General features: G+C 39.9%; 25 protein-coding genes and 1 riboswitch. All 25 genes read left to right on the top strand.

Annotation, left to right across the window (positions count from 1 at the left end; all coding sequences use genetic code 11):
- The first annotated feature begins 35 nt into the window (after positions 1-35).
- The 25 genes from allB to KS419_RS19370 all read left to right on the top strand — a co-directional run bounded on the left by allB (position 36) and on the right by KS419_RS19370 (position 26,380).
- Positions 36-1,421 (top strand): allantoinase AllB, encoded by a 1,386-nt coding sequence (gene allB / locus KS419_RS19490; protein WP_217068141.1) that lies wholly within the window; start codon positions 36-38, stop codon positions 1,419-1,421.
- Positions 1,422-1,456: 35 nt separating this feature from the next.
- Positions 1,457-2,380, top strand: a complete 924-nt coding sequence (locus KS419_RS19485) for an FAD binding domain-containing protein (RefSeq protein WP_217068140.1) — start codon at positions 1,457-1,459, stop codon at positions 2,378-2,380.
- A complete protein-coding gene (gene pucD, locus KS419_RS19480) occupies positions 2,364-4,655 on the top strand; it encodes a xanthine dehydrogenase subunit D (RefSeq protein ID WP_217068139.1) in 2,292 nt (763 codons plus the stop codon). The genes KS419_RS19485 and pucD overlap by 17 nt, the downstream gene beginning before the upstream one ends.
- A gap of 9 nt (positions 4,656-4,664) precedes the next feature.
- On the top strand, positions 4,665-5,162 hold the full coding sequence (locus KS419_RS19475; RefSeq protein WP_246594282.1) for a 2Fe-2S iron-sulfur cluster-binding protein: 498 nt from the start codon (positions 4,665-4,667) through the stop codon (positions 5,160-5,162).
- 64 nt (positions 5,163-5,226) lie between these two features.
- Positions 5,227-6,318 (top strand): XdhC family protein, encoded by a 1,092-nt coding sequence (locus KS419_RS19470; protein ID WP_217068135.1) that lies wholly within the window; start codon positions 5,227-5,229, stop codon positions 6,316-6,318.
- A 13-nt stretch (positions 6,319-6,331) separates the two neighbouring features.
- The gene (locus tag KS419_RS19465) at positions 6,332-6,955 is read left to right on the top strand and encodes a nucleotidyltransferase family protein (RefSeq protein WP_217068133.1); all 624 of its coding nucleotides are present in this window, start codon (positions 6,332-6,334) and stop codon (positions 6,953-6,955) included.
- Positions 6,956-7,070: 115 nt separating this feature from the next.
- Positions 7,071-7,170, top strand: a riboswitch (purine riboswitch).
- Positions 7,171-7,293: 123 nt separating this feature from the next.
- A complete protein-coding gene (locus KS419_RS19460; RefSeq protein WP_217068132.1) occupies positions 7,294-8,631 on the top strand; it encodes a 5'-deoxyadenosine deaminase in 1,338 nt (445 codons plus the stop codon).
- A gap of 19 nt (positions 8,632-8,650) precedes the next feature.
- Positions 8,651-9,169 (top strand): 2-oxo-4-hydroxy-4-carboxy-5-ureidoimidazoline decarboxylase, encoded by a 519-nt coding sequence (uraD, locus tag KS419_RS19455; RefSeq protein ID WP_217068130.1) that lies wholly within the window; start codon positions 8,651-8,653, stop codon positions 9,167-9,169.
- Positions 9,166-10,149, top strand: coding sequence for a factor-independent urate hydroxylase (pucL, locus tag KS419_RS19450; RefSeq protein ID WP_380087124.1), 984 nt, complete (start codon positions 9,166-9,168; stop codon positions 10,147-10,149). Before uraD ends, pucL begins: the two co-directional genes overlap by 4 nt.
- Positions 10,137-10,514, top strand: a complete 378-nt coding sequence (gene uraH, locus KS419_RS19445; RefSeq protein ID WP_217068126.1) for a hydroxyisourate hydrolase — start codon at positions 10,137-10,139, stop codon at positions 10,512-10,514. Before pucL ends, uraH begins: the two co-directional genes overlap by 13 nt.
- A gap of 42 nt (positions 10,515-10,556) precedes the next feature.
- Positions 10,557-11,798 (top strand): Zn-dependent hydrolase, encoded by a 1,242-nt coding sequence (locus KS419_RS19440; protein ID WP_217068119.1) that lies wholly within the window; start codon positions 10,557-10,559, stop codon positions 11,796-11,798.
- Positions 11,799-11,876: 78 nt separating this feature from the next.
- A complete protein-coding gene (locus KS419_RS19435) occupies positions 11,877-13,115 on the top strand; it encodes a pyridoxal-phosphate-dependent aminotransferase family protein (RefSeq protein WP_217068117.1) in 1,239 nt (412 codons plus the stop codon).
- Between the two features lie 24 nt (positions 13,116-13,139).
- Entirely contained in the window at positions 13,140-14,336 is a 1,197-nt protein-coding gene (locus KS419_RS19430; protein ID WP_217068116.1) for an amidase, read from the top strand.
- Between the two features lie 44 nt (positions 14,337-14,380).
- A complete protein-coding gene (locus tag KS419_RS19425; RefSeq protein WP_217068115.1) occupies positions 14,381-14,839 on the top strand; it encodes a MarR family winged helix-turn-helix transcriptional regulator in 459 nt (152 codons plus the stop codon).
- Positions 14,840-15,332: 493 nt separating this feature from the next.
- Positions 15,333-16,283, top strand: a complete 951-nt coding sequence (locus KS419_RS19420) for an ABC transporter permease (RefSeq protein WP_217068114.1) — start codon at positions 15,333-15,335, stop codon at positions 16,281-16,283.
- On the top strand, positions 16,276-17,226 hold the full coding sequence (locus KS419_RS19415; RefSeq protein WP_217068113.1) for an iron chelate uptake ABC transporter family permease subunit: 951 nt from the start codon (positions 16,276-16,278) through the stop codon (positions 17,224-17,226). Before KS419_RS19420 ends, KS419_RS19415 begins: the two co-directional genes overlap by 8 nt.
- Positions 17,220-17,975, top strand: a complete 756-nt coding sequence (locus KS419_RS19410) for an iron ABC transporter ATP-binding protein (RefSeq protein WP_217068112.1) — start codon at positions 17,220-17,222, stop codon at positions 17,973-17,975. Before KS419_RS19415 ends, KS419_RS19410 begins: the two co-directional genes overlap by 7 nt.
- A gap of 152 nt (positions 17,976-18,127) precedes the next feature.
- Entirely contained in the window at positions 18,128-19,141 is a 1,014-nt protein-coding gene (locus tag KS419_RS19405; protein ID WP_217068111.1) for a siderophore ABC transporter substrate-binding protein, read from the top strand.
- 79 nt (positions 19,142-19,220) lie between these two features.
- Positions 19,221-19,400, top strand: coding sequence for a hypothetical protein (locus KS419_RS19400; protein ID WP_217068109.1), 180 nt, complete (start codon positions 19,221-19,223; stop codon positions 19,398-19,400).
- A gap of 431 nt (positions 19,401-19,831) precedes the next feature.
- Positions 19,832-21,163, top strand: coding sequence for an ABC transporter substrate-binding protein (locus KS419_RS19395; protein WP_217068185.1), 1,332 nt, complete (start codon positions 19,832-19,834; stop codon positions 21,161-21,163).
- A 71-nt stretch (positions 21,164-21,234) separates the two neighbouring features.
- Positions 21,235-22,161, top strand: a complete 927-nt coding sequence (locus KS419_RS19390; protein WP_343215098.1) for a carbohydrate ABC transporter permease — start codon at positions 21,235-21,237, stop codon at positions 22,159-22,161.
- A gap of 14 nt (positions 22,162-22,175) precedes the next feature.
- Complete coding sequence (locus KS419_RS19385) at positions 22,176-23,018, top strand: carbohydrate ABC transporter permease (protein WP_217068105.1); 843 nt, start codon at positions 22,176-22,178, stop codon at positions 23,016-23,018.
- A gap of 50 nt (positions 23,019-23,068) precedes the next feature.
- A complete protein-coding gene (locus KS419_RS19380; RefSeq protein WP_217068104.1) occupies positions 23,069-24,103 on the top strand; it encodes a LacI family DNA-binding transcriptional regulator in 1,035 nt (344 codons plus the stop codon).
- A 69-nt stretch (positions 24,104-24,172) separates the two neighbouring features.
- Positions 24,173-24,805 (top strand): YesL family protein, encoded by a 633-nt coding sequence (locus KS419_RS19375; protein ID WP_217068103.1) that lies wholly within the window; start codon positions 24,173-24,175, stop codon positions 24,803-24,805.
- A gap of 231 nt (positions 24,806-25,036) precedes the next feature.
- Positions 25,037-26,380 carry a GH1 family beta-glucosidase gene (locus KS419_RS19370; protein WP_217068101.1) on the top strand — a complete coding sequence of 448 codons (1,344 nt, stop codon included), beginning with the start codon at positions 25,037-25,039 and terminating at the stop codon, positions 26,378-26,380.
- Positions 26,381-26,434: the final 54 nt, after the last annotated feature.

The raw sequence follows: 26,434 nt of genomic DNA, 5'->3' as shown, positions 1-26,434 counted from the left end.
CTAATTTTATAGAACGGGGCAAGGGGGAAACAAGCATGAAGCAACTACTTATAAAGAAGGGGCGTGTCTTCATAGATCAATCCTTTGTTAATTGTGACATTGTGGTAGACAAAGGAATTATTACAGAGGTGACATCATCAAAGGTAATAACGCACGACCGCCATTTTTACAAAGTCATCGATGCTGAAGGCGCTTATGTCTTGCCGGGGTTTATGGATGCTCATGTTCATTTTAATGATCCAGGAAGAGAAGAATGGGAAGGATTTTTGACAGGGAGTCATGCGGCTTCGGCAGGGGGGATTTCAACGGTGTTTGATATGCCCCTTAATAGTAGTCCATCTGTAGTCACAGCCGAGATCTTAGAAGCGAAACGAAAACACCTTCATGGTAGATCACTCATTGACTTTGGATTGTGGGGGGGGATTACAAGCCAGAATGTAACGGATGAACAGATCCTTGATGACATGATAAAATCGGGCGTTGTTGGCTTTAAAGCATTCCTTTCCGAGAGTGGCATTAGTGATTTTCCTTATTTAAGAAAAGATCAATTAAAACAAGCCATGATCATGACGAAAAAAAGAAATACCACCCTAGCCCTTCATGCAGAGGATCAGGAGTATATACAACGTCATACGTCCGACCTGCTTAAGAAAAGAAGAATGGACTTCCGTGCTTTTCTTGAAAGCCGTCCGGAAGAATCAGAACGTATAGCCATTGAATATGCTCTCGAAATGGTTAAGGAAACGGATGCGTCTGTCCATTTTGTTCACGTTAGTTCCCCTGAATCCCTCGAGTTACTTCATCAAGCAAAAAAGAAAGGTTTCAATGTATCTGCTGAGGTATGCCCCCATTACCTTTTGTTTGATGAAATGGATTTTATTCAAGCTGGACCGATTCTAAAATGTGCTCCCCCTTTGAGAAGTCGTTCCACCGTTGAGAAATTATGGAAGTGCATTCAAAAAGGGTGGGTTGATACGATTGGTTCAGATCACTCCCCCTGCCCCTTGCCAATGAAAGGGAAGAGTGATATTTGGAAAGCGTGGGGAGGGATCCAAGGGGTACAGCACGGATTCATTTTTTTCCTTAACGAGGCAAGAAAGCGAAAAATTGGCTTGAACCAAACACTGCCACTACTTACTTCCAATGTTGCAAAACGTTTTGGATTAAGTGAGAAGAAAGGTTCGATCCAATTAGGAAGTGATGGTGACATTACCATCTATGACCCTAGTATCCCGTGGGTAGTAACAAAGGCACATATGTTAACAAAACATCCCTATACCCCGTATGAAAATATGGCAACGACAGGTGAAATAATTACAACGATCGTCCGTGGAGAGATTGTTTATCAAAAAAATAACGGAATTTCGAAAGAACGAAACGGGAAAGAAATTTCTTCTTCCCGTTACACACTCACTAAATAAAATGCACCATTTTGTTTATGGGAGGAGGGAGAAAAATGACTAGAATTCAACAAGTATGGTTCCCAAAAACACTAGAAGAAGCTTATAAACGCTACCTTTCTTGTGAAGAAAATGGGAGTTACGTTTCAGGTGGAACGTGGTTAAGGACGATATGGGAAGCAGACCACAAAACCATTCCCCCTCATCTCATTAGTTTAGAAAATATAACTGAAATGAGCGCAATTACAATCGAGGAGGAGAAAGGGGACGAAGTACTGGTCATTGGTTCCTTGGTCACACTGAATCAATGCCTCAAAAATACGCTCATTCAAAAGTATTTTCCATCATTAATAACAGCTTGTAAACAGATCGCTGCTCCGTCCATTCGAAATCAAGGAACGCTAGGGGGAAATATAAGAACAACTTTTGGTGATACACTTCCTGTATTCCTTGTATTAAGAGGACAACTCACTTGGTTTAATGGAACATCCATCGAGAGGGAGTCTGTCCAGAATTGGTTAGCCAATCCAGTTCCATCCGATGGACGTATATTAGTCAATATCATTCTTCCAATCAAAAAACATTCCGGAGAAGGCAATAAGTATTTTTCCTTTTATAAAAAAGTAGGGAGACGGGAAATTTTTATTCCTTCACTAGTGACAGTGGCAGGCTCAGCGATAAAAGGCAGAGATGGAACATTAGAGGAGGTAGTTCTCGCCGCCGGAGGAGGGGTTATGGTGCCGAAACGTCTTTCCAATGTGGAAGAACTACTACAAGGAACTAACGCTCTTACGAAAGAGCAGCTTTCTTTAATATATGAAACGTGCCTGATGGAATATGAACCACAGGCAGACGTGTTTGCAACGGCTTTTTATAAAAAAAAGGTGGCAGCAAACCTTATCTTTAGTGAATGGTTTCAAATGATGAAAGGGGAAAACGACCAAATAGAAGGGGGAACTCTATATGCTACTGAATCGTGAGGAGAGCAGGGATAGGTGGAGGATAAGACCAGATGGAAAAGACAAAGTAACTGGCGCATTGTCTTATCTAACTGATCGGAGTTTCCCTGGGATGCTCCATGGGAGAGTATTAAGAAGTGGATACCCCCATGCCACTATTCTCTCCATTGATATTTCCAAGGCGAAAGAATTATCTGGGGTTCATGCAGTTCTAACTCATGAAGATGTTCCTGGATTAAATGCCTTTGGAATTGCGGATCCAAACCAACCTGTTTTTTGCGACAAATTGGTTCGATATGAAGGGGATGCACTAGCGGCAGTGGCAGCGGAAACACCAACGATAGCTGAAGAGGCACTAGGACTTATTGAAGTGGAATATGAAGTCCTTCCAGTAATAGATACTCCAGAAAAAGCACTGGGACCAGATTCCGTTCCCCTTCATCCTGAAGGAAATATTCTTCATGAAACGGATTATAGGAGGGGGGACGTGGCGGAGGGGTTTAAAGGTTGTGTTGTTATCGTAGAAGAAACGTATGAGACACCACGTCAGATGCATACGTATTTAGAAACGGAAGGCGGCGTTTTTGTACCGGAGGAAGATGGCCGATTGACGGTTTATGCCCCAACACAACATGGATATAAAGACAGGATGCAGCTGTCCCGAATTCTGGCGATGCCTGAAGAGACCATTCGTATCATTTCCAGTCCCATTGGTGGTTCTTTTGGTGGAAAAGATGAGTTAAATGTACAGCCATATGGTGCTTTGTTGTCTCTTAGTTCTAAGCAACCAGTGAAAATACATTATTCCAGATGGGAGTCGGTCATAGCAGGTTTGAAACGCCATCCTATGAAAGTAACGATGAAAACAGGGGCCGACGAGAGTGGAAAGATCCTTGCCCACCAAGTAACTATCCTTTCAGATACTGGTGCCTATGCCACGCTTGGGGGGGCAGTCTTAAACTTTGCCACTGAACACGCCATAGGTCCTTACGCCATGGCGCACGTAGAAGTAAAAGGAAAAGCCGTTTATACGAATAATGGTGTGTCAGGGGAGTTTCGCGGCTTTGGGGGAAATCAAGTCATATTTGCCCTTGAAGGTCAAATGGAGCGTCTAGGTCAAAAACTTCAGATCGATCCATGGGAACTGAGAAAAAGGAATTTAAGGAAAAGGGATGACCTTGGTCCTTTGGGCCAGAGAATGGTTCCCACAGATGGACCAACTCAAGTTTGGGAAGGGATTCAGGCTTCACCCATTTGGAAAGAGAAGGATCAGACTGGGGAAAACATGGAACCTTGGATCAAACACGGAGTTGGTGTGGCCATGACCATGCATGGGTCTGGACTGGGATATGGAATACCGGATCCTGCTGGCGGAAAGATGAGATTAAATGAACAAGGGAAAATAGAGGTTGCTTTTGGACATGAAGAGTTTGGTCAAGGACTCGTAGGTACATTAGAAATGTTACTTCAAGATCATTTCCAATGTGATAAAGGAGATATGGAAATCATTATCGGGGATACAGACAGAGTTCCCTCAAGTGGTTCTTCCACTGCATCACGGACGACTAACATGGTCTGGCAAGCTTTGAATAACATGAAGGAGCCGTTCCTGAAAGCCCTGTTTAAAAAAGCGTCGCTCCTGACGGGTATTGATGCTGTGAAATTTCAAACCGGTCCTGGTGGGATTTGGCTTAGAGGGGAAAGTGGAGACTTCCCAGAGAGACCGGTCATAACTTATCAGGAATTAGCCCAACAGGGATTAGAGGATCTGGAATTTTCCACAGAGTTTCATTATCCAGTGACACCGGATCCCATAATGGGTGCTCATTATTTATATACAAGTACCGCTGTCGTGGCGAAAGTGGAAGTAAATCTCCTGACTGGTATGGTGAAAATTCTTGGCTTAGATCATTCTGTTGCAGCCGGTCCTGTCATAAATCCCATGGGATACTTAGGACAGATTGAAGGAGGCGGGATCATGGCACTTGGTTTTACAACGATGGAAGATGCCGTGATGGTGAATGGACATTATGCAACAAAAAACATGGATTCATACCTTATTCCAACCATCTTTGATGTTCCAGAAACGCAGTATGTGGACGCGATAGAACAACTACCTGAAGGTGATCCCTTTGGTCCAAGGGGAGTGGGAGAAGTGGGGACTGTGGCAGTGGCCCCTGCAATTGTTTCTGCTATTTATGATGCCACAGGGAAATGGGTGACAAAACTACCTGTATCACCAGAGGAACTACAATCTTCCGTGGAAGAACTGCCAATGATGTGGAAAGGATGGTGACGTCTCGTGTTGGAAAAAAATAATCTGACAGTCCTGGAGGAAGGTATAGATGTCCCGTTGTCTTTTCGACTAAATGGAAAGGAAATCAATCTACAAGTCCCCCCTTCACGAAGATTGATTGATATTTTGAGGGAAGATCTCCAACTTACCGGGACAAAAATCGGTTGTGAGATTGGCAGATGTGGCGCTTGTATGGTTCTCATCAACGGAGAAGCGTTTAATTCCTGTTTGACAATGGCATTTCAATGTCACGAAAAAGAAGTAATCACAATTGAAGGGATCGAAGAAGACAAGTTAGATTTTATACAACAAGCCTTTTTAGAAGAAGGTGGATTTCAATGCGGGTACTGTACACCAGGCATGATCATCTCTTTAAAGGCAGTAATGCTGGAAAAGGAAAACCCTAGCATTAGCCAACTGAAGGAAGGGTTAGCGGGGAACTTGTGCCGTTGTACAGGGTACGGAGGAATTCATCGCGTTCTTAACCGTCTCGTTTCGGACCGGTGAACATAAAACATGGAATAGATTAATAGTAGTGAAAAGTAGTGAACTGATCCAGGGGGTGCAATCCATGCAGGACTACATGAACTATCTTCAAATAATAAAAGAATGTCATGGGGAACCTTTTGTATTAGCCACAGTGATGAAAGTGGAGGGTTCTGCCTATCGACATGAAGGAGCTAAAATGCTGTTTTCCCGTGGGGGAGATCAGTATGGCATGATCAGTGGTGGTTGCCTAGAAAGTGATTTAGGTCATCAGGCGATGGAAGTCCTCCAGTCGAAGTCCGGAAAAACGGTGACATATGATCTTCGGGATGAGGATGATGCTGGTTGGGGACAAGGGGCAGGATGTAATGGAAAGGTGACAGTTATTCTTGAGATTGTAACTTGGGATGAAAGGAGTTATTTACCTGTCATTTGGAATACCGTAGAAGGGGGACGAAATGTTATCTCCATCAGAAAGGTTCAGGATGGGAAAATGGTGGATCAACCTATGCTATTTTCGGAGGATGGATCTCCAATATGGCATGGGGACAAATACATGACGAGAAAAGAACATGAACTGCTCCATTCCTTTATAAACAGTGATCTGAGCTTTGAATCTAACAATAATGAAGCGGGAAAGGAAATAACTTTGTTAGAAAGGTATAACAAGAAGGATACCCTCTATATTTTTGGTGCTGGAGTAGACGTGGAACCGATCGCCCGGAGAGCAGCACAATTTTACTTTTCCCCCATTATCATTGACCCTCGGGAAAGCAGGTGCAGGGAAAAATATTTTCCGGACGCTGAAAAATGGATTGTGGAGCATCCTGAAAAATTCGCGTCAACTCACTCATTTAAGGATGATTCCTATATTTTAATCATGACCCATCAATTTTTAAAGGATCAGTATCTTCTAAATCATTTTGTGGAACTGGAAACACCCCCTAAATATGTTGGTGTTCTTGGACCGAGAAGAAGGACAGAGCGTCTTTTGACACCAAAAGAGATACCAGATTGGGTTCATTCTCCAGTGGGGGTAGATATTTATGCTGAAGGAGCAGAAGAAATCAGTATTAGTATTTTAGGAGAGTTAATAAGGAAGAGGAATGAGAAACGGACAATCATCCGGAAACAAAAAAGAGAAATGTGTAATAAAAATCTGGCTGTTTACAAGTGAGGTAGTGGATAGGATGCCTGATAAAAAAAAGATTGGTGCAGTCATTTTAGCCGCTGGATCGTCCACAAGGATGGGGGAAGAAAAACAATTATTGCCCCTAAACGGAATGTGTATGTTAGAGCAAGTGATAACAAACGTATTAGCCCATCCCTTTTCTACCGTCGTCGTGGTTCTTGGGCATCATTGGGAAAAAATCAGACGCCATATTTCTATTCAGGATCATCGTATAGAATGGGTTGTCAATGATTATTATCAAGAGGGACAAAGTTCGTCTTTCAAAGAAGGCTTTCAGGTGGCACGACAACAACACTGTTCTGGAATCATGTTTTTTCTCGGAGATCAGCCATTTATTCACAGGCAGACAATCTCACAAATACTCCAGAAAGGAAGTAGTGACTTGGGACAAGGGGAGAACCCATTTGTGCTCCGCCCCTTCTATCAACACCATCCTGGTCATCCTGTTTTCATGGGAAATGTGACTAAGATCTCACTGCCTCCTATGGAAGGGGACCAAGGGGGGAAAGCGCTGTTTCACACCATGAGGAAGGTAAACCTTCCGTGCACGGACCCGTATGTGATTTTCGATATTGATACAAAGGAAGACTACGAGAAAGGGATGAGTATGGTAACAGAGTAAAGGAGATAAGGAGATAACCTCCTTTCTCTCTGTTTTCTCCTATAAATACGGTGTGAAGTTATTTAACAAAAATATGGTTAAGACTTAGAGAGACCACGTATAATTTAGATGACAGATAAATACAATTTATTTTTTTCGTATATCCTCAATAATACGGTTTGAGGGTTTCTACAAGGGACCATAAATTCCTGGCTACGAAGTGGTGTAACTGTGTGTACATCTCTTCGTAGCCTTTTCTAATTGTTAAGCTAATTAGAAGTGTCATAGCCGCGAGAGGAATGATATAGAACACTAGATTTCAAGTATGGTCCAGAAACAGGAGGCTAGGGGGAGGACGAATGGCGAATATATTACTTAAAAATGGTGAAATCATTACCATGAATGGTAATGGCGAGCAGATGGTCGGGGATATTTATATTACAGGAGATACGATCAAGGCAATTGGGAAGAATTTAAAGTCACATCCGGGCGACAAAGTCATTGATGTGACGGGACGTGTCATTATACCTGGGTTCATTCAGACCCATATTCATCTCTGTCAAACCTTATTTCGGGGAAAGGGAGATGATATGGAACTAATGGATTGGTTACGAAAACGGATTTGGCCACTGGAAGCGGCACATGATGGTGATTCCATCTATTACTCTGCACTGCTCGGACTGGGTGAACTCATCCAAAGTGGCACAACGACCATTGTGGATATGGAAACGGTTCACCATACCGATTATGCACTTCAAGGGATTGCAGCCTCAGGGATTCGGGCATTGTCCGGGAAAGCGATGATGGATAAAGGAAAGGAAGTACCCCTTCCATTACAAGAACGGACATCCGATTCGATTCAGCAAAGTGTTGATCTGATGGAGAAATGGCATGGATATGACAGTGGACGAATCAAATATGCATTCTCACCGAGGTTTGTCGTTTCCTGTACAGAAGATCTTTTGAAAGAGGTTAAGACACTATCCGATCGTTATAAAATTCATGTTCACACTCATGCGTCAGAGAATTTAGGAGAAATTGAGATAGTCCAAAGAGAAACAGGAATGCGTAATGTAACCTATTTAGACTATCTCGGTCTGGCAAACGAAAGGTTGATCCTCGCCCATTGCATCTGGTTGGATGAGGAAGAGAAACGGATTATTCGTGATAGAAAAGTGAATGTCAGCCATTGTCCAGGATCCAATTTAAAACTAGCTTCTGGAATTGCCGAAATACCCCATCTTCTTGACAAGCATATCTCTGTTAGTTTAGGGGCAGACGGAGCACCTTGTAATAATAATTTAGACATGTTTAATGAGATGCGGTTGGCGGCACTCATTCAAAAACCAGTTCATGGACCCACCGCAATGGATGCAAAAACGGTGTTTACTATGGCGACCATTGGTGGTGCAAGGGCGTTAGGAATGGAAAGGGAAATCGGCAGTATAGAAGTTGGGAAAAAGGCAGACCTTGCCATCTTGAATTTGAACGATTTTCATATTTATCCTTCCTATGACGTGGATACCATTTCCCGAATTGTTTACTCTGCCACCAGATCAGATGTGGAAACAACCATTATTAATGGAAAAATTGTGATGGAAAATAAAAAACTTAAAACAATTGATAAGAGCCTTGTTTTACAAGAGGCAAATGATTCCATCAAGAGATTGTTAAAGCGAATGGAACAAATCGCTTAAAGAGGGAGGAAGGTGAGTTATGGGGTTTACAATCAATGAAGTAAACAGGATGGACCAAAATCAGTTTGTGCAATCAATAGGTGTAGTATTTGAACATTCTCCGTGGGTAGCAAAGCAATCGTGGAAGTACCATCCATTTGCAAGCTTAAAAGAATTATATGAAATGATGATCAGGGAAATGTACCATGCTGAGAATGCAATGAAACTATCTTTATTACGTGCTCACCCAGACCTTGGAACAAGACTAGTTATCTCTGAATCTTCGAAACAGGAGCAATCAGGTGCTGGACTAAACGAACTATCTGAGGAAGAATTTTTACATTTTTCCAGTCTGAACAAGCAATATGTGGAACGGTTTGGTTTTCCATTTATTATGGCAGTTAAGGGACAAAACAAAACGAAGATCCAACAACAAATGGAATTAAGGATATCCAATTCCTATGATGAAGAAATGGATACAGCACTAAAGGAAGTAAGTAAGATTGTTAAATTTCGCTTAGAAGATTTGATTTCTGAAAAAACAGAAACACGGGGGTGAAGGATTTGGAAACAAAGCCAGTGAATAAAGGGACCGCACGCACGATGTATTATGGGAAAGGGGACGTGTTCGTTTATCGTACGTATGCAAAACCGTTAAAAGGAATAAAAAAGATACCAGAGTCCAATTTTAAAGGCAGAAATAACACCATCTTAGGAATGGATATTCAAGTAGCTTTAAAGGGAGATGCTTTCTTACCCTCGTTTACAAAAGGTGATAACACTTCTGTCATAGCGACAGACTCCATGAAAAACTTTATCTTATATCATGCAGGGGAGTTTGAGGGTTCCACGATGGAGGAATTTTTGGAGTTTGTGAGTGGAAAATTTCTCGAGACCTATTCTCATATTAACGGGGTTACGATCTCAGGAAAGCAGTTCCCTTTTCAAGAAGTGGAGATTCCCTCAGAACAGGAGTTCACTCCAAGTGATACTGTTTTCCGCCAAGGGCTGTTAGAACAGCCTTATGCTTCTCTTGAAATGGAACGGACAGAGGAAGACAAGTTCCAGGTTGTGGATCAATGGAGTGGAGTGGAAGGGTTGCGATTGATGAAAGTAAAGGGCAGTTCCTTTTATGGATTTATTAAGGATGAATATACTACTCTTCCAGAAACATTTGACAGACCACTATTTATCTATTTAAATATCCGTTGGCGCTACAAGAATCCAAAGGATGCACACGGAAAACGTCCTGTAAATTATGTTTGTGCCGAGCAAGTTGTTCAGATTGCCCAAACGATGTTCCATCAGGAGGATTCACCATCCATCCAATACTTGATTTATGTGATTGGAAAAAGAATATTAATGCGATTTCCGGAGTTAGGGGAAGTTACATTTGAATCTAATAACCGAACATGGGATACCGTCTTGGAGGAGATACCTAGCTCTCTGAAAGGGAAAGTGTTTACGGACCCTCGACCACCATACGGATTCCAAGTTTTTTCGATGACCCCGGAGGAAGTAAAAGAATGGGAGAAATAATAGGTGGTGGCCGACTGACGACACATGTGCTCGATACAAGTATTGGGAGACCTGCAGAGAACATGGTCATTGAACTTTGGAAATATCGCAGTATATCACAAACTCACGTTAAGGTGTTGGAATGTGAAACCAATAAGGATGGCAGGGTAGATCACCCCCTGTTAGATGGGGAGAAAATGAAGATAGGACAATATGAATTACTTTTTCATGTGGCCGATTACTTTGAATCTCGAGGTGTTCTGCAGGATGAACTTCCTTTTTTAAACGTGGTTCCTGTCCGGTTCACTATATCTGATCGTTCTGCTCATTATCATGTACCATTACTAATAGCACCAGGGGGATATAGTACGTATCGCGGAAGTTAATAGATTCAAAGTGCTTTAAACTACAACAAGGGTGGTAACGATATGACGAACACCATTCAAATAAATCAAGACAGGTTATGGACTACTTTAATGGAACTCGGAAATATTGGATTAAATTCGGATCCTTCAAACGGTGTATCCCGATTGTCCCTTAGTAAGGAAGATCTAGAAGGACGAGAGTATTTGATTCGGTTAATGAAAAAGGATGGGTTAGAGGTCCGCGTAGATGAAATTGGAAATATCATCGGGAAGTATCAAGGGATGGATAGAAAGGCCCCATCTGTTCTGACAGGTTCTCATATTGATACGGTGTTTCAAGGGGGAAAGTTTGATGGTGCACTTGGGGTTCTAGGAGCCCTCGAAGCAGTCCGAACCATTAAGGAATCAGGGATCACCCTCTCTCACTCCATTGAGATTATTTCTTTCACGGATGAAGAGGGCACACGCTTTGGGACAGGGTATATAGGAAGCAGAGGATTTATTGGCGAATTAGATGAAAAGGATCTTCAACTAACAGATGAATCTGGCTTAACCTATAAAGAGGCGCTTCGTAACGGAAACTTAAATCCGGAAAACTATAAAAAAGCGGCGATCAAGCCTGACCAAATAAAGGCATTTGTGGAAATGCATATTGAACAAGGAAGAGTATTGGAAGACAACAATCTAGGAGTGGGTATTGTCACTTCAATTCAAGGACCAGTCTGGTTAGAGGTGGAATTGGACGGTACTACAGACCATGCTGGGGCTACACCCATGAACATCCGAAGAGATGCTTCTTTAGGAATGGCAGAACTGATGCTAGAGGTTGAAAAAATCGCAAAACAGTACCAAGGAGTTGGTACTGTTGGAAAGGTCAAAGTTGAACCAGGTGGTGTTAACGTCGTACCTGGCAAAGCGATATTTTCTATCGACCTCCGACACGGGGATAAAGAACAACGGAATGCGATGGTTGCAAGGATTTATCATACTGTTCAAGAGGTGAAAGTAAGAAGAGGATTAAAAGGTGAGATCCGTGTAAAGAAAGAAGTGGACCCTGCTGCCTGTTCTGAAGAAATAGTGCAGGTTCTTGATGAGGTGTGTAAGGAAAGGAATATACCAACGATGAAACTTGCTTGTGGTGCAGGACATGATTCCTTAATCCTTTCCAAAATAACGAAAATGGGAATGATCTTTGTCCGTTCTAAAAATGGGATAAGTCATCATCCGAGGGAATGGACCAGTAAGGAGGATTGTGTCCGTGGAACAGAAGTCTTGCTCCATACTCTCCTCCGATTAGCGAGATAAAGAAAGGGTACCCACGTATGTATAGGAATTACCAATGGAGTAAAAATAATTCCAGCCTTTTTAGAAGGAGGAGATACGATGTCACTTAGTCCTTATAACGTCCCTGCCCGTACCATTATGACACCAGGTCCAGTGGAGGTGGATCCGAGAGTTCTTCGGGCCATGTCATCCTCGATTTTGGGACAATTTGATCCAAGCTTTACATCCTTAATGAACGATACGATGGATTTATTAAGGGAAGTACTACAGACTAAGAATCACTGGGCTTATCCCATTGATGGAACATCAAGGGCGGGAATTGAAGCCGTTCTCTGTAGTGTCATCGAGGAAGGGGATAGGGTTTTAATACCATCCTTTGGAAGATTCGGCTATTTATTAATGGAAATCTGTGAACGCTGTGGTGCAGATGTCCATTTCCTCAGCTGTGAGTGGGGAGAAGTATTTGATCCAGAAGAAATAATAAAGGAAATGAAAAGAGTAAGACCAAAGATTGTGGCTATGGTACATGGGGATACATCCACAGGGCGGATGCAGCCTTTAAAGGATGTTGGATACGCCTGTAGGGAAAATGACTGCTTACTTATTGTTGATGCAGTTGCGACAGTTGCCGGGACTGAAGTGAAAACCGATGAATGGAATATTGATGGACTCATAACCGGTACGCAAAAGTGTCTCTCTGTCCCTTCTGGAATGGCCCCTATCACCTATAATGAACGGATTGAGGAAATCATTTTAGAACGAAAAGCAGTGGAACGGGGGATAGCAACGGAAGAACAGCTTCTGTCACGAAATGTAGACAGGAGAATTCGTAGCAATTATTTCGATTTGAGTCAACTTCAAGATTATTGGAGCCCAGCGAGGTTAAACCATCATACCGAAGCAACCTCTATGCTCTATGGTTTGTACGAAGGACTACGGCTAATTATAGAGGAAGGGCTGGAAGAGAGGTATAAGCGACATCGGTTACATGAACGTGCTTTGATTTCCGGTATACATGCCATGGGCCTCTCCTTATTTGGAAACAGCTCTGTTAAAATGCCAATGGTTACATGTGTCTCTATTCCGGAAGGGATAGACGGAGACTCCGTAAGGGGGATGTTGCTTCAAGAGTTTGGAATAGAAATTGCCAGTTCTTTCGGACCTTTACAAGGAAAAATATGGCGAATTGGTACTATGGGATACAGTTGTCAAAAACGAAATGTACTTCTTACTCTAGCATCTCTAGAGGCAGTATTACTTCGCCATGGAGTGAAACTAAAAACGGGGGATGGTGTTCAGGCTGCGATGGATACTTATCAAAGTGTAGAACAACGATGAATACTTGATGGAAGGAGAACCATAATGAAAGATGTTTTTAATGCCTTTGTTCGCAATGATATTCTTTTAAAACCAAATAGGAAAGGAAAACTATCAAGTTTAACCTTTGCAGTTAAAGATGTTTTCCAAGTGAAGGGAATAAAAGGGACAGCCGGTAATCCAGATTGGCTGAAAACACATCCCCCTGCGGAAAAGAATGCATCAGTAATTGATTTGTTGTTAGATAATGGTGCAACCTTTGTTGGCACTACGATAACGGATGAACTGATGTATAGTTTAAACGGAGAGAATTTTCATTATGGGACCCCAATCAATCCAAAGGATCCGAAGCGCATTCCAGGTGGATCATCCAGTGGATCTGCCGTTGCAGTTTCTTCAGGTCTTGTGGATTTTTCACTGGGAACAGATACCGGAGGTTCCGTCCGTATACCGGCTGCGTATTGTGGTATCTTTGGTTTTAGACCGACGCATGGTTTAGTGCCCATAGACGGAGTGATCCCTTTAGCTCAAAGCTTTGATACTGTTGGATGGATGGCAAAGGACCCGAACACGTTACTTCGTATCGGAGAAGTTTTACTCCCTAATGACCTGAAAAAACCAACCCATGTTGGCGCCGCTTTTCAAACAGCTAAATGTCCAATTGAATCATGGGAACTGGCGGAGAAAGGGACAAAGGATGTGTTATCCCCTGTACTATCTGAATTGGAAGGGGTGTTGACAACAGTATGGGAAAAAATCAGTGACCATGGACTGGAAGAATGGAGTAATGTTTTTAAAATCATTCAAGGATTAGAGATCTGGAAAAACCATGGAGAGTGGATAACAAAAGAAAACCCTGTTTTTGGCCCGGATATTGAAGCGAGATTTAAGATGGCCAGTGAGTTAGAATTAAAAAAATGGGGACCTAATATTGGTGTCAGAGCGGAAATACGAGAGAAGGTAGTTAATATCATTGGCGACGGAATATTGATTCTCCCAACTATACCAGGGCCAGCTCCGAAGATAAACGGTTCTAAGGAAGATATTGAATCCCGTCGTGCAAAAACGATGCAATTAACATGTATTGCAGGATTAGCAGGGTTACCACAAGTAACGTTGCCTGTAACAAATAGTCCTGGGGTTCCGTTAGGGTTATCTGTTATAGCGGGACCTGGTAATGATTTGGTGTTACTTCATTGGGTGGAGGAAGTTTGGAAAAGAGTGATGAAACGTACGGGGTAATATGCTAATATGGTGTAATAAACTGTATTGGAGAAAACAATAGTATGGACTATCGAAAATATGTTTTAGGGGAATCAATAGGATACCGAATTACAGCAACCGCTCGTCTCATTATTAATCGTCTTAACCAAAATTTTAAAACGAAAAATTATCCTGTAACCCATGAACAGTGGTCTATCATGATTCGCTTATGGGAAGAAGACGGATTGACACAGAATAAACTTTCCCAACTGACGGGACGTGATCAGCCCAGCGTCTCCAGATTAATTAACAATATGGAGAGAAACGGTTTAGTGGTGCGAATGGAACATCCAGTTGATAAACGAATTAACTTGATTTTTCTCACTCCAAAGGGGAAGAAAATGCAAATTGGATTAATTGAGCAGGCACAACAAACGATTGAGGATATTTCACAAAACATAACTGATGAGGATATGAATACCTTTCTTAAAGTACTGACGAAAATTGATCAAAATCTAAGTGATGACAAAAATAAACAGTAGTAGAGGCTAGAACACAATTAAAGTGTTTAATTTGAAAATCCGATAATATACAACCATAGCGAAGTATATTTCCAGAGCTAATGATGACATTAACTATCATTTTGTTCGGATTTCTCATTAATTAAAACACATGTGTACAGCCTCTTTTTTGTGGAGCAAAACCCCTTTTCATCCAATAATCCCCTTCGCTCCATCTTCGGTAAAATACTTGTTTGTGCAATGATAATAATTTTCATTTACTTGGAATGAAACAAGTTTGGATCCTTTATATATAGTATAGGGGTTTTTAAACATTTAATAATAGTAAATTAATTGTTTAAACAATTAATTTACCAAAACCCATTGACAATGATTATCATTAGCAAATATAATGCTAATAGTAACGAGAATCATTCTCAATTAGAATGATTCTAAATAAGCTGAATAATAAATTCCGTTTATGAGTTTACATAAACAAATCAGGTTTCGACAGAAGATAAAGGACGCGTTAACAATGAAGAAAAGATACTTATTATTGGCTCTGTTTATTTTATCATTCGTCTCCCTGTTTCTTGGGGTGAAGAATATATCCCCATTGGATGTCTTTCAGCTGACAGATGATCAAGTTCAAATTATGTTACAAAGTAGGTTTCCCCGTCTTATAAGTATTATCATAGCGGGAATGAGTATGAGCGTCTGTGGTCTTATTATGCAGCAACTTTCCAGAAACAAATTCGTTTCACCTACTACAGCTGGGACAATGGACTCTGCCAGATTTGGTGTTCTCGTTTCTTTAATGCTCTTCACCTCATCGAGTCCGTTTGTGAAGATGGTCGTAGCCTTTGCTTTTGCTTTACTTGGAACATTGATCTTTATGAAAATCTTAGAAAAAATCAGGTATAAAGATGCCATTTTTATTCCGCTTGTTGGATTGATGTTTGGAAATATTATTGGATCTATCACAACCTTTTTTGCACTAAGAGAAGATCTTGTTCAGAATATGTCCTCCTGGATGCAAGGGAATTTCTCTCTAATTATAAGCGGACGGTATGAACTTTTATATCTGAGTATTCCAATATTAATTATCGCTTATCTGTATGCAAATAAATTTACACTTGCAGGGATGGGGGAAGATTTTGCAACAAACCTTGGATTAAATCATAAGCGCATTGTAAATCTAGGGTTAATCTTAGTTGCTTTGGTCACATCGGTTGTCATATTGACGGTGGGAATGATCCCTTTCCTTGGATTAATCATTCCAAATATCGTGTCCATCTATAGGGGAGATAACCTAAAAAACAGTCTTCCCCATACAGCACTGTTAGGTGCACTTTTCGTTCTTATTTGTGATATTTTAGGGAGAATTATTATTTATCCGTATGAAGTACCAATTGGCATGACTGTGGGAGTGTTGGGAAGCGGTATTTTTCTCTACTTACTACTGAGGAGAAAATCCTATGAGTAATAGAATTAAAATGATAATACTAGCTATAATGGCGTTATCCTTAGTAGCCATCTATATGTTTTCGAATCTAGGGTCTAATTTAGCCTATATTTTACCTAGAAGAGGCTTTGCAGTTCTGGCGATTGCCATAACAGGGGCAACAATCGCCTTTTCAACAATCATTTTTCAAACGATTACGAACAATCGAATATTAACTCCAAGCATTCTTGGCTTGGATTCCTTATATATACTCATACAAACATTCATTATTTTTGTGTTTGGTTCTACCAGCTTTGTTGCTGGGGATAAGAATATCAACTTCTTTATTTCCGTTGGACTGATGGTATTATTTGCAGGGGTTTTTTACAGGATTTTATTTAAGGGAGAAGGGCGGAATATCTATTTTCTTCTTCTTATTGGGATCATTCTTGGAACGTTTTTTGGTAGTTTATCCACGTTTATGCAGGTCCTAATTGATCCTAATGAATTTATGGTTGTGCAAGATCGAATGTTTGCAAGTTTTAATAATATTAACACAGACATATTGTTCGTTTCTATCGTATTAATTATAGGTGTCGTGATTTATTTTTTAAAGTTTACTAGATATTTAGATGTTCTCTCCCTTGGGAAAGAACACGCAGTGAATTTAGGAGTGAATTATGATTATGTTGTGAAACGCCTTCTTATTGTTGTTGCAATACTAATTTCGATTGCAACCGCGCTTGTTGGACCGATTACATTTTTGGGATTGCTTGTTGCAAATGTGACGTACGAATTCTTAAAAACGTACCGGCATAGTCAACTTATTCTTGCATCGGTATTCATCAGTATAATTGCCCTCATTGGGGGGCAGTTGATTGTTGACAGGGTATTTTCATTCTCTACGACACTCAGTGTCATTATTAACTTCATCGGTGGAGTGTACTTCATCTATCTATTGTTAAGGGGGAGTAAAAATTGGTAATTGTGGAAGGTGTAACGAAGCAATATGGAAATAAGGCAGTGGTAGAAGATGTTTCAGTGAAAATTGAAAAGGGCAAAATCACATCTTTTATTGGACCGAATGGGGCCGGCAAAAGTACTCTGCTATCCATGATTAGCAGATTGATTACTAAAGATAGTGGCTCAATAAGTATTGATGGAAAAGATATAAGTGAATCCAAAAGTTATGATTTAGCGAAAAAGATTGCCATCTTAAAACAAGCAAATCATATTAGTATTCGTCTAACTGTCCGTGAGTTAGTGTCCTTTGGACGATTTCCTTACTCTCAAGGGAGGTTAACGAAAGAAGATAAGAAATACATTGATGAAGCAATCGAATATATGGAATTGGGTGAAATGGAAGATAAATATCTTGATCAGTTAAGTGGCGGACAAAAGCAGCGGGCATTTATCGCCATGGTTATTGCCCAAAACACAGAATATATTTTACTGGATGAGCCATTAAACAATTTGGATATGAAACATTCTGTTCAAATAATGAAAGTGTTAAGAAGATTAGTTAATGAATTGGGAAAAACAGTAGTTATTGTCATTCACGACATTAATTTTGCCTCTTGTTATTCAGATTATATTGTCGCTTTAAAAGACGGGAAAGTTGTAAAAGAAGGGCCAACATGTGACATCATTCATAGTCCTGTTTTAAAGGAAATCTATGATATGGATATTGAAATACAGTGTATTAATGACAACAAGATTTGTGTTTATTTTTAAGACAGTTCCATTGCTGTTGGTGCAGTTTACTGAAGAAGCATCAGCCTTTGACAACGGAAAATGGTAGCTTAATTTAAATATCGTATTCATTTTACTGGGGAAAATGTACCCGGTAGATTAAATATAATAAAATACTACAGGAGTGGTAGAGAATGAAGAAATTGCTAGTTTTATTATTGACACTAATTCTGTCTTTTGCATTGGTGGCTTGCGGCACAGAAGATGCAGGGGGCGAAGAGGATACAGAAAGTACTGCAACAGCTGATACTGGGGAAGAGGCAGAAGGGGAAGATACAGACCAGACTGCAGCGGAACCGACTGAAGGAGAAAAAACAGAGGTTGTCATTGAGCATGATCTAGGTGAAACAACAGTAAGTAAGAACCCAGAAACAATCGTTGTTTTTGACTATGGTATGCTTGAGTCATTAGATAAAATGGGTGTGGAAGTAACTGCTGTACCGAAGGGAAATATCCCAACGTACTTATCTAAATACGATGAAGATACTTATGAAAATGCAGGAAGTTTATTCGAACCGGATTTTGAAAAAATCAGTGATTTAAATCCTGATCTCATTCTTATTTCCGGCAGACAAATGGATCATTATGATGAATTATCAAAACTTGGCCCCACCGTATTCGTCTCCCTTGATACTGTTGATTATTTTGCCTCATTTTCAGAGAATATGAGAATGTTAGGAAGTATTTTTGCACAGGAAGATTTCATTGAGTCCGAACTGTCTGAACTAGAAAATGCTATAATAGCATTGAATGAAAAAACGGAAGAAGTGGAAAATGCGTTAATCATTTTAGCCAATGACGGCAATATCAGTGCATACGGTCCAGGGTCCCGTTTCGGAATCATCCATGGAGATTTTGGAATCACCCCAGTGGATGAAGGTATTGAAGTCTCTACTCATGGAATGAATGTAACTTTTGAGTACATTGCAGAAATGGATCCAGAGTACTTATTCGTAGTAGATCGTGGTGCAATTGTAGGGGGAGAATCATCAGCTGAGCAAATCCTTGATAACGACTTAACAAAGGGAACTCGCGCCTTCGAAAATGGTAATGTGGTTTATTTAGATCCTGTTCCATGGTATGTTGCAGGGGGAGGATTAGTTTCTGTCAGTGAAATGATTAAATCTGTAGAATCAGCATTAGAGTAGGCTCTTTTTTTAAAACCACCGATGATAATGATTATTATTATCATCGGTGGTTTTTTAAAAGGGTAAGATTTTATAAGTATTGCCCGATGGACGGACAGGACGTCCTAATATCGGGCATGCCACAGGACGTGGCGTTTTGCCCGATGGACGGACAGGACGTCCTAATATTGGGCATGCCACAGGACGTGGCGTTTTGCCCGATGAACGAATCCTCTTCTTCGAAATACTAGTAGAGGAAGACACATACATATCCGTTTGAGCGTATTTAAATTCAAAAAAACAGAATCTAAAAATCTCAGATATATCAACAGTTATAGTAGTTTTTCAGACAATAAAATATCAAAAATTAATCGAATTGTAAAAAAAATTTAAAAAAGCTATTGATTTTGATTGGAAATGGGGTTATGATTATCACGAAATCGGTTTCACGATTCACAACCGATTCATTCAACAACTTAACAAAAAACTTCTCAGACTTACATAATTTTAGTAATTTCCCATATTTTTTAGTAGGTTTTATTTTTTAGGATGAAAAGAAAACGGTTTCAAAGAAAGTATTCTAATATATTTTTTTAAGTTGTTAGAAACCGGTTTCGGAATATTTGTGGGAGGTGGTGCACTTCATAACAATCTTGTAATGAAAGGTAAACGTTTCCAAACAAAATTATCAAGGGGGTACTTATCTTGAAGATGAAAAAGTGGCTTTTATTATTGGTAGCAATTTTTGTGGCCTTTGCAATGGTAGCTTGTAGCGGTGATGATGAAGGTGCAAGTGGAGACAGTGATGGAGATTCTGGCTCAAGTGACACTAGCGGTGACAGTGGTGAAACAGCTGGCGGTAGTGACGCAGAACCTGTTGAACTTACTTTCTGGACATTTGGTAGCACAGGCTATGGAAAGTTAATTGAAGAATACAAGGATGTCGCACCACACGTTACAATTAACTATAATGAAGGTGAAATGAACGACGTTCATAATAATTTGTTCACGTCCCTTTCAGCTGGAAGCGGCGCACCTGATATTGCGATGATTGAAGTTAGTGAAGTTGCAAAATTCTTGGAAGCTAGCAGTCAGTTCCATAACTTAAACGATTATGGTGCACAAGATCATGCTGATAACTTCCTGGATTGGAAATGGTTACAAGCACAAAGTGTTGACGGATCATTCCAATTAGGTTTTCCAACAGACATTGGACCAACAACAATGTTCTATCGTACAGATGTTATAGAAGAAGCTGGATTACCTACAGATAGAGAATCACTTTCCGCAGAAATCAATACATGGGATGCTTTCTATGAAGCTGCGAAAACAATTAATGAAGCTACTGGCAAGCCAATTGCAGATAGCCCAACTTTAGTTTTCAACGCTATTCGTGACCAACAACCGGAACAATATTTTAATGAAAATGATGAGTTAATTATTGAAGATACTGTTAAAGATGCTTATGACTTTACGACAAAAATGATTCAAGAAGGTCTAGTAGGTAAAAACTCTTTATGGACTCCTGAGTGGGGTAGTGCAATGAACGATGGAACTTACGCATTTTTACCAGGTGCTCCTGCTTGGATGCATGGGGTAGTTAAAGATAATGCACCAGATGCAGAAGGTAAGTGGGATATCATGGCTATTCCTGAAGGTGCTGGAAACTGGGGAGGTTCATTCTTAACAATTCCTGCTGAATCTGACCACCCGCAAGAAGCATATGATTTCATCGCTTGGTTAACTGCACCAGAACAACAAGTAAAATCATTCCTTGACATGGGATTATTCCCATCGGCTCCTGCAGTGTTTGAAGATGAGGAGTTCCTTGCTTTAGAAGATGAGTATTTCAGTGGTGCTCCAAGAGCTCAAATTTTTGCTGAAGCAGCTGAATCTGTAGTTCCAGTTTACATGGGAGTTAACTACGGGACTGTAAACACTGAAATCGAAACAGCAATTATGAATGTGGCTGAAGGAGCAGACCCTCAAGAAGAGTGGGATGCTGCAGTCCAACGTATAGAGCAACAATTAGGAAGACAATAAGGATGATCCAGGCGGTCTATGGTCAATGACCATAGACCGTTTGGAAATTAATGGGAAGGAGAGAAGGGGACGTGGCACAATTACAGGTTAAAAAACCGCATCTTGCTCCAAAAAGATCATCCTTTAGTGAACAAACGAAAGATGCTATAAGTGGATACTTGTACGTTTCACCCTTTTTTATTTTATTTGCAATCTTTGGTTTATTTCCAATCCTTTTCAGTTTCTACCTCGGTTTCCAAAGGTGGAATGGCCTAGGGGAAATGGAATTTGTCGGATTTAGAAACTTCCAGTTGATTTTATCTGATCCTCTTTTCTGGAAATCTCTGTCAAATACTATGATTATGTGGATACTAGGTACACTTCCACAATTAATCATTGGTATTATTCTGGCGTATGCACTGAACTCCGCCCTTATAAAATTTAAGAGCGTCTTCCGTGTATCAATCTTTATGCCTTATGTAACGTCTACGGTAGCAGTTGCTATAGTATTCGGTATCATGTTCAACAGCCAGGAATTTGGATTATTTAACGTTATTTTAGGTCTCTTTGGATTCGATCCGGTGAATTGGGGTACTTCTGAATGGGGAGTTAAAGTAGCCATATCTACTATGGTGTTCTGGCGTTGGGTTGGTTACAATACCATTATTTATTTGGCAGGATTACAGGCCATTCCAAATGAATTATATGAAGCGGCAGTAATTGATGGAGCTACATTAAGACAAAAAATAATGTTCATTACAATTCCACTTTTACGTCCGATAATTATCTTTACTGTATTTACATCGACTATTGGGGCCCTTCAATTGTTCACAGAGCCGTTAATATTTATCGGTCGAAGTTATCGTGAAGAAGGAATTACGGTCGTACTATACTTATATCGCGAGGCATTTTCGAATATGGCATTTGGTCCAGCATCTGCAACTGCGATCATTTTGTTCTTAATCATAATTGTCATTGCGTCCATTAACGTCTTTATAGCAAATCGGATAGCTCGATAAGGAGGGCATTGCAAATGAGTGAAAAAGTATATAAAAAATTCTCAATATCAAGAGCTTTTGTTTACGCACTGCTTGCTATTGCATCCTTATTATCCATATTCCCGTTATATTGGATGTTTGTAATGGCGACAAATCATAATAGTGTGATTAACAAAGTACCACCGGCAATCTTACCGGGACCCCAACTTGTAACTAACTTTACGAATGTACTTAATACAATCGACTTTTTTGGAGCAATCTGGAATTCCCTTCTCGTTGCAACGATAACGACTATTGGAACATTGTTTATTTGTTCCTTAGCGGGATTTGCTTTCGCTAAGCTCCGTTTTAAAGGGAAAGAAGTTCTATTTATAGCCATCTTAGTTACAATGATGATTCCTCCACAACTTGGATTGATTCCACAGTATATCATCATTACGAAATTGGGCTGGCTGAATGATCTTCGGGCAATTATTGTTCCAGGTGTAATTGATGCTTTTGGTATCTTCTGGATGAGACAATACATTAAAAGTAACGTTCCTGATGAACTTGTTGAAGCCGCGAAAATTGATGGATGTTCCACATTTAGAATTTATTGGAATATTACAGTTCCGGTAATTGTTCCTGCATTTGCCACATTGGCGATTATTAAATTTATGTACATGTGGAATGACTTCTTATGGCCATTAGTTGTTTTACGTGAGCAATCATCATTTACCATTCAAGTAGCGTTACGTGGCTTGATCGATAACTATGTTCGTGATAATGGTATGATCCTTTCCGGAACCTTCTGGGCGACGGTACCGCTCATTATCGTTTTCTTACTCTTGAATAGATTGTTCATTTCTAGCTTGACAGAAGGGGCAGTGAAGAGCTAATATCTTGCCCCTCTTAAACAGGGCGTAGCTCTCATGAAGAAGGGATAATAATGAAACTTACCATAAGAGATATCGCAAAGATGGCAGGTGTTTCCCCAGCTACCGTTTCAAAAATAATCAATAACTATGGGGGCATTGGCAGAGATACTAAAGCAAAAGTGAATCAGATAATTGCAGAAACAGGCTATCAGCCTACTTTTTCGGCTAAATCTTTAGCAACAAAAAAGTCAAACCTAATCGGGATCATTTATGCGGGAAAAATAAATGTTAACCTTAATCATCCGTTTTTTAATGAAGTAATTAATATTTTTAAAAAAACGGTAGGTCTTTTAGGGTATGATCTGCTTATTTTCAGTAATGAAAAGTTTAATATAGAAGAAGAGAATTATCTGCTTAGGGCAAGACATTTTCATGTGGACGGTTGCTTGATCATAGCTGGTGAAGAGCTGGAAACAGCGATTTATGAGTTAGATCAAAGTGAAATACCTTGTGTTGCGGTGGATATTAAATTAACAGGGCAGAGATCTAGTTATGTTACGACAAACAATATGAAAGTCTCATCTAAGGTGGTAGAACACTTTTATTTGAATTCCATCAGGGACATTGCATATATTGGTGGACATAGGGAATCCCTTGTCAATCAGATGCGATTGGAAGGGTTCTATGCCACGATGCATCAATTTGGTTTAGAAGTTAGGGAGGATTGGATCCAGTTTGGTGATTACCATGAAGCGAGTGGCTACCAAGCGATGTCAAACTTACTAAACTCTAATAAACTACCAAAAGCAGTTTTTGCTGCATCTGATATGATGGCATTAGGTGCCGTTCAAGCCATCAAGGATAAGGGGTTCAGTGTTCCAAATGATATACGGATCATAGGTTGTGATGATATTGAGGCATGCCGATACAGTGAACCAAAACTTACAACGATCAAACAGGATAAGGAAAAACTAGGTGGATTAGCAGCAAATATGCTCAATGATTTGATTACAAAAAATGTAGAACCAAAAGCAATCCAAGTAGATCCAGAACTGATCATTAGGGAATCATGTGGTGCTAATCTTAGAGAAAGTATTGGGATGTAAATTATAATGGTACTAAATACTGCCATTGGTATCTGTCGATTAAAGATAGTTTGATAGGGAGGAATTCGCATGGGGAAATCAACGAATGTTTTTTTTCGCGTCCTTGAAATATTTACTAACTTTTTAGTTTTGAACATTCTATGGATCATCTTTTGTATCCCGGTCATCACAATCTTTTCATCGACAGCAGCTATGGTTGGTGTTACAAGAAAGTGGTTAACGAAGGAAATTGACTATGGGGTTTTTAAGCCTTTCTTTCAATTATTCAAGGAAAATTTAAAACAAGGTATTGGTCTCCAATTTTTGTGGATAGGGTTAGGGATGATATTAATCACAGACTTTTACATTGTGCTCTTATTTGAATTTCCGGGACAGACAATTATCTTTGGATTAACTATTTTTGCTTCAATCATTTATTTAATGATGTCCGTTTATCTGTTCCCATTAATGGTTAATTATCACCTATCAATAAGAGGTCTTTTAAAAAATAGTCTGTTTTTATCAATAGGATCCATTGGGACAACGTTTCTTTGTCTTTTGATATTACTGACAATGGGCATTTTAAGTTACTATTTGCCTTTTATGGTGTTAGTATTTGGTAGTATTCTGTCATTTGTTATCTTTTCCCTATGTAATCGGATTTTTGAGAAACATAAGGTTCAGCTAGGTAATTATTCTGTACAGAATATTCAACCGGAGTAAGGATAGATAGTCACAGAAAATACTATTCTTCACTGGTTTTAACAATCTTCTGATGTAATAAAGAAGATAGGATTTCCTTTTGTCCAAGGGATAGTTATGCCAAAATTGGAAACCGATTTCCACATCTGGTTAAGAGGGACTAAAGAAAATCAGAAAATAGAAGTGATAACATTATTAGTTGGATATAAGTACTGGAGAAATTAGTGTTTAATAATATTGGAGGTAAGAAATATGGCCATTATTCAATTCCCGAAAGATTTAAAATGGGGAACTGCTACAGCGTCTTACCAAATAGAAGGAGCTGCCTATGAAGATGGGCGAGGACTTTCTATATGGGATACTTTTTCCCACACTCCAGGTAAAGTCATAAATGGTGATACTGGTGATGTAGCATGTGACAGTTATCACCGATATGAAGAAGATATAGAGTTAATGAAAGAACTAGGAATTGATGTTTACCGATTTTCAGTGTCATGGCCACGGATCTATCCGAAAGGTAGAGGTGAAATCAATCCAAAAGGGTTAGAATTTTATCATAAGTTTGTGGATAAACTACTTGAAAATGGAATTGAACCCATGTGTACACTTTATCATTGGGATCTCCCACAAGCATTACAGGATGAAGGTGGATGGAACAATCGGGAAACAATCGATGCATTTGTGACCTATGCAGAAACAATGTTTCGAGAGTTTTCTGGAAAAATCAAGTCCTGGATTACCTTAAATGAGCCATGGTGCACATCCTTTTTATCAAATTATGAAGGTGCCCATGCGCCTGGGAATACAGATCTTCAATTAGCAACAAATATCTCCCACCATTTACTATTGGCTCATGGTAAAGCGGTAAAAAAATATCGTGAAATGGGATTGGATGGGGAAATTGGATATGCTCCAAACACAACATGGCTGGAACCCTTCAGTAATAGACAGGAAGATATCGATGCAAGTCGAAGAGAAGTAGCCTGGTATTTGGAATGGTTTATGGACCCGGTGTTTAAAGGTGAATATCCTCAGTTCATGGTAGATTGGTTTGAGAAAAAAGGAGTAACATTGCCAATCCAAGAAGGGGATTTAGAAGAAATTAAACAACCAATTGATTTTATGGGAATCAATTATTATACAGGTCGCGTGTGCCGATATAAAGAAGACAATGGGTTGTTTGATTCTGAATATGTTGATTTAAGGTATGACCTTACGGATATTGGCTGGCCAATTTATCCAGATGGTTTCTACAGTGTTCTATCATATATCACAGAACGTTACGGAAAGGTTCCCATCTATATTACTGAAAATGGATCATGTTATAATGAAGAACCAGTTGACGGTCGTGTTAAAGATGAAGGAAGAATAGAGTATCTTAAACAACACTTAACAGCGTTAAACCGGGCAATGGATTCTGGAGTTAATATCAAGGGGTACTTAACTTGGTCCCTAATGGATAATTTTGAATGGGCAGAGGGTTATAGTATGCGTTTCGGAATCGTGTTTGTGGATTTTAATACGCTAGAACGAACAAAGAAAGACAGCTTCTATTGGTATAAAAACTTTCTAAATGCAAAGTGGTTTGAAGCTTAGTAACATATCAGGTTCCTGTTTCCCTTTGTTCATAGTACTTAGGTGATAGGAACC

Source organism: Evansella tamaricis, from assembly GCF_019042215.1.
Lineage (GTDB): Bacteria > Bacillota > Bacilli > Bacillales > Salisediminibacteriaceae > Evansella > Evansella tamaricis.
This window is presented reverse-complemented; position numbering and strand designations above follow the sequence as displayed.

Excerpts from the sequence above, each read along its gene's own strand:
- allB (WP_217068141.1), top strand. The coding sequence starts at position 36 with ATGAAGCAACTACTTATAAAGAAGGGGCGTGTCTTCATAGATCAATCC.
- KS419_RS19485 (WP_217068140.1), top strand. The coding sequence starts at position 1,457 with ATGACTAGAATTCAACAAGTATGGTTCCCAAAAACACTAGAAGAAGCT.
- pucD (WP_217068139.1), top strand. The coding sequence starts at position 2,364 with ATGCTACTGAATCGTGAGGAGAGCAGGGATAGGTGGAGGATAAGACCA.
- KS419_RS19470 (WP_217068135.1), top strand. The coding sequence starts at position 5,227 with ATGCAGGACTACATGAACTATCTTCAAATAATAAAAGAATGTCATGGG.
- KS419_RS19465 (WP_217068133.1), top strand. The coding sequence starts at position 6,332 with ATGCCTGATAAAAAAAAGATTGGTGCAGTCATTTTAGCCGCTGGATCG.
- KS419_RS19460 (WP_217068132.1), top strand. The coding sequence starts at position 7,294 with ATGGCGAATATATTACTTAAAAATGGTGAAATCATTACCATGAATGGT.
- uraD (WP_217068130.1), top strand. The coding sequence starts at position 8,651 with ATGGGGTTTACAATCAATGAAGTAAACAGGATGGACCAAAATCAGTTT.
- uraH (WP_217068126.1), top strand. The coding sequence starts at position 10,137 with ATGGGAGAAATAATAGGTGGTGGCCGACTGACGACACATGTGCTCGAT.
- KS419_RS19440 (WP_217068119.1), top strand. The coding sequence starts at position 10,557 with ATGACGAACACCATTCAAATAAATCAAGACAGGTTATGGACTACTTTA.
- KS419_RS19435 (WP_217068117.1), top strand. The coding sequence starts at position 11,877 with ATGTCACTTAGTCCTTATAACGTCCCTGCCCGTACCATTATGACACCA.
- KS419_RS19430 (WP_217068116.1), top strand. The coding sequence starts at position 13,140 with ATGAAAGATGTTTTTAATGCCTTTGTTCGCAATGATATTCTTTTAAAA.
- KS419_RS19425 (WP_217068115.1), top strand. The coding sequence starts at position 14,381 with ATGGACTATCGAAAATATGTTTTAGGGGAATCAATAGGATACCGAATT.
- KS419_RS19420 (WP_217068114.1), top strand. The coding sequence starts at position 15,333 with ATGAAGAAAAGATACTTATTATTGGCTCTGTTTATTTTATCATTCGTC.
- KS419_RS19415 (WP_217068113.1), top strand. The coding sequence starts at position 16,276 with ATGAGTAATAGAATTAAAATGATAATACTAGCTATAATGGCGTTATCC.
- KS419_RS19405 (WP_217068111.1), top strand. The coding sequence starts at position 18,128 with ATGAAGAAATTGCTAGTTTTATTATTGACACTAATTCTGTCTTTTGCA.
- KS419_RS19395 (WP_217068185.1), top strand. The coding sequence starts at position 19,832 with ATGAAAAAGTGGCTTTTATTATTGGTAGCAATTTTTGTGGCCTTTGCA.
- KS419_RS19385 (WP_217068105.1), top strand. The coding sequence starts at position 22,176 with ATGAGTGAAAAAGTATATAAAAAATTCTCAATATCAAGAGCTTTTGTT.
- KS419_RS19380 (WP_217068104.1), top strand. The coding sequence starts at position 23,069 with ATGAAACTTACCATAAGAGATATCGCAAAGATGGCAGGTGTTTCCCCA.
- KS419_RS19375 (WP_217068103.1), top strand. The coding sequence starts at position 24,173 with ATGGGGAAATCAACGAATGTTTTTTTTCGCGTCCTTGAAATATTTACT.
- KS419_RS19370 (WP_217068101.1), top strand. The coding sequence starts at position 25,037 with ATGGCCATTATTCAATTCCCGAAAGATTTAAAATGGGGAACTGCTACA.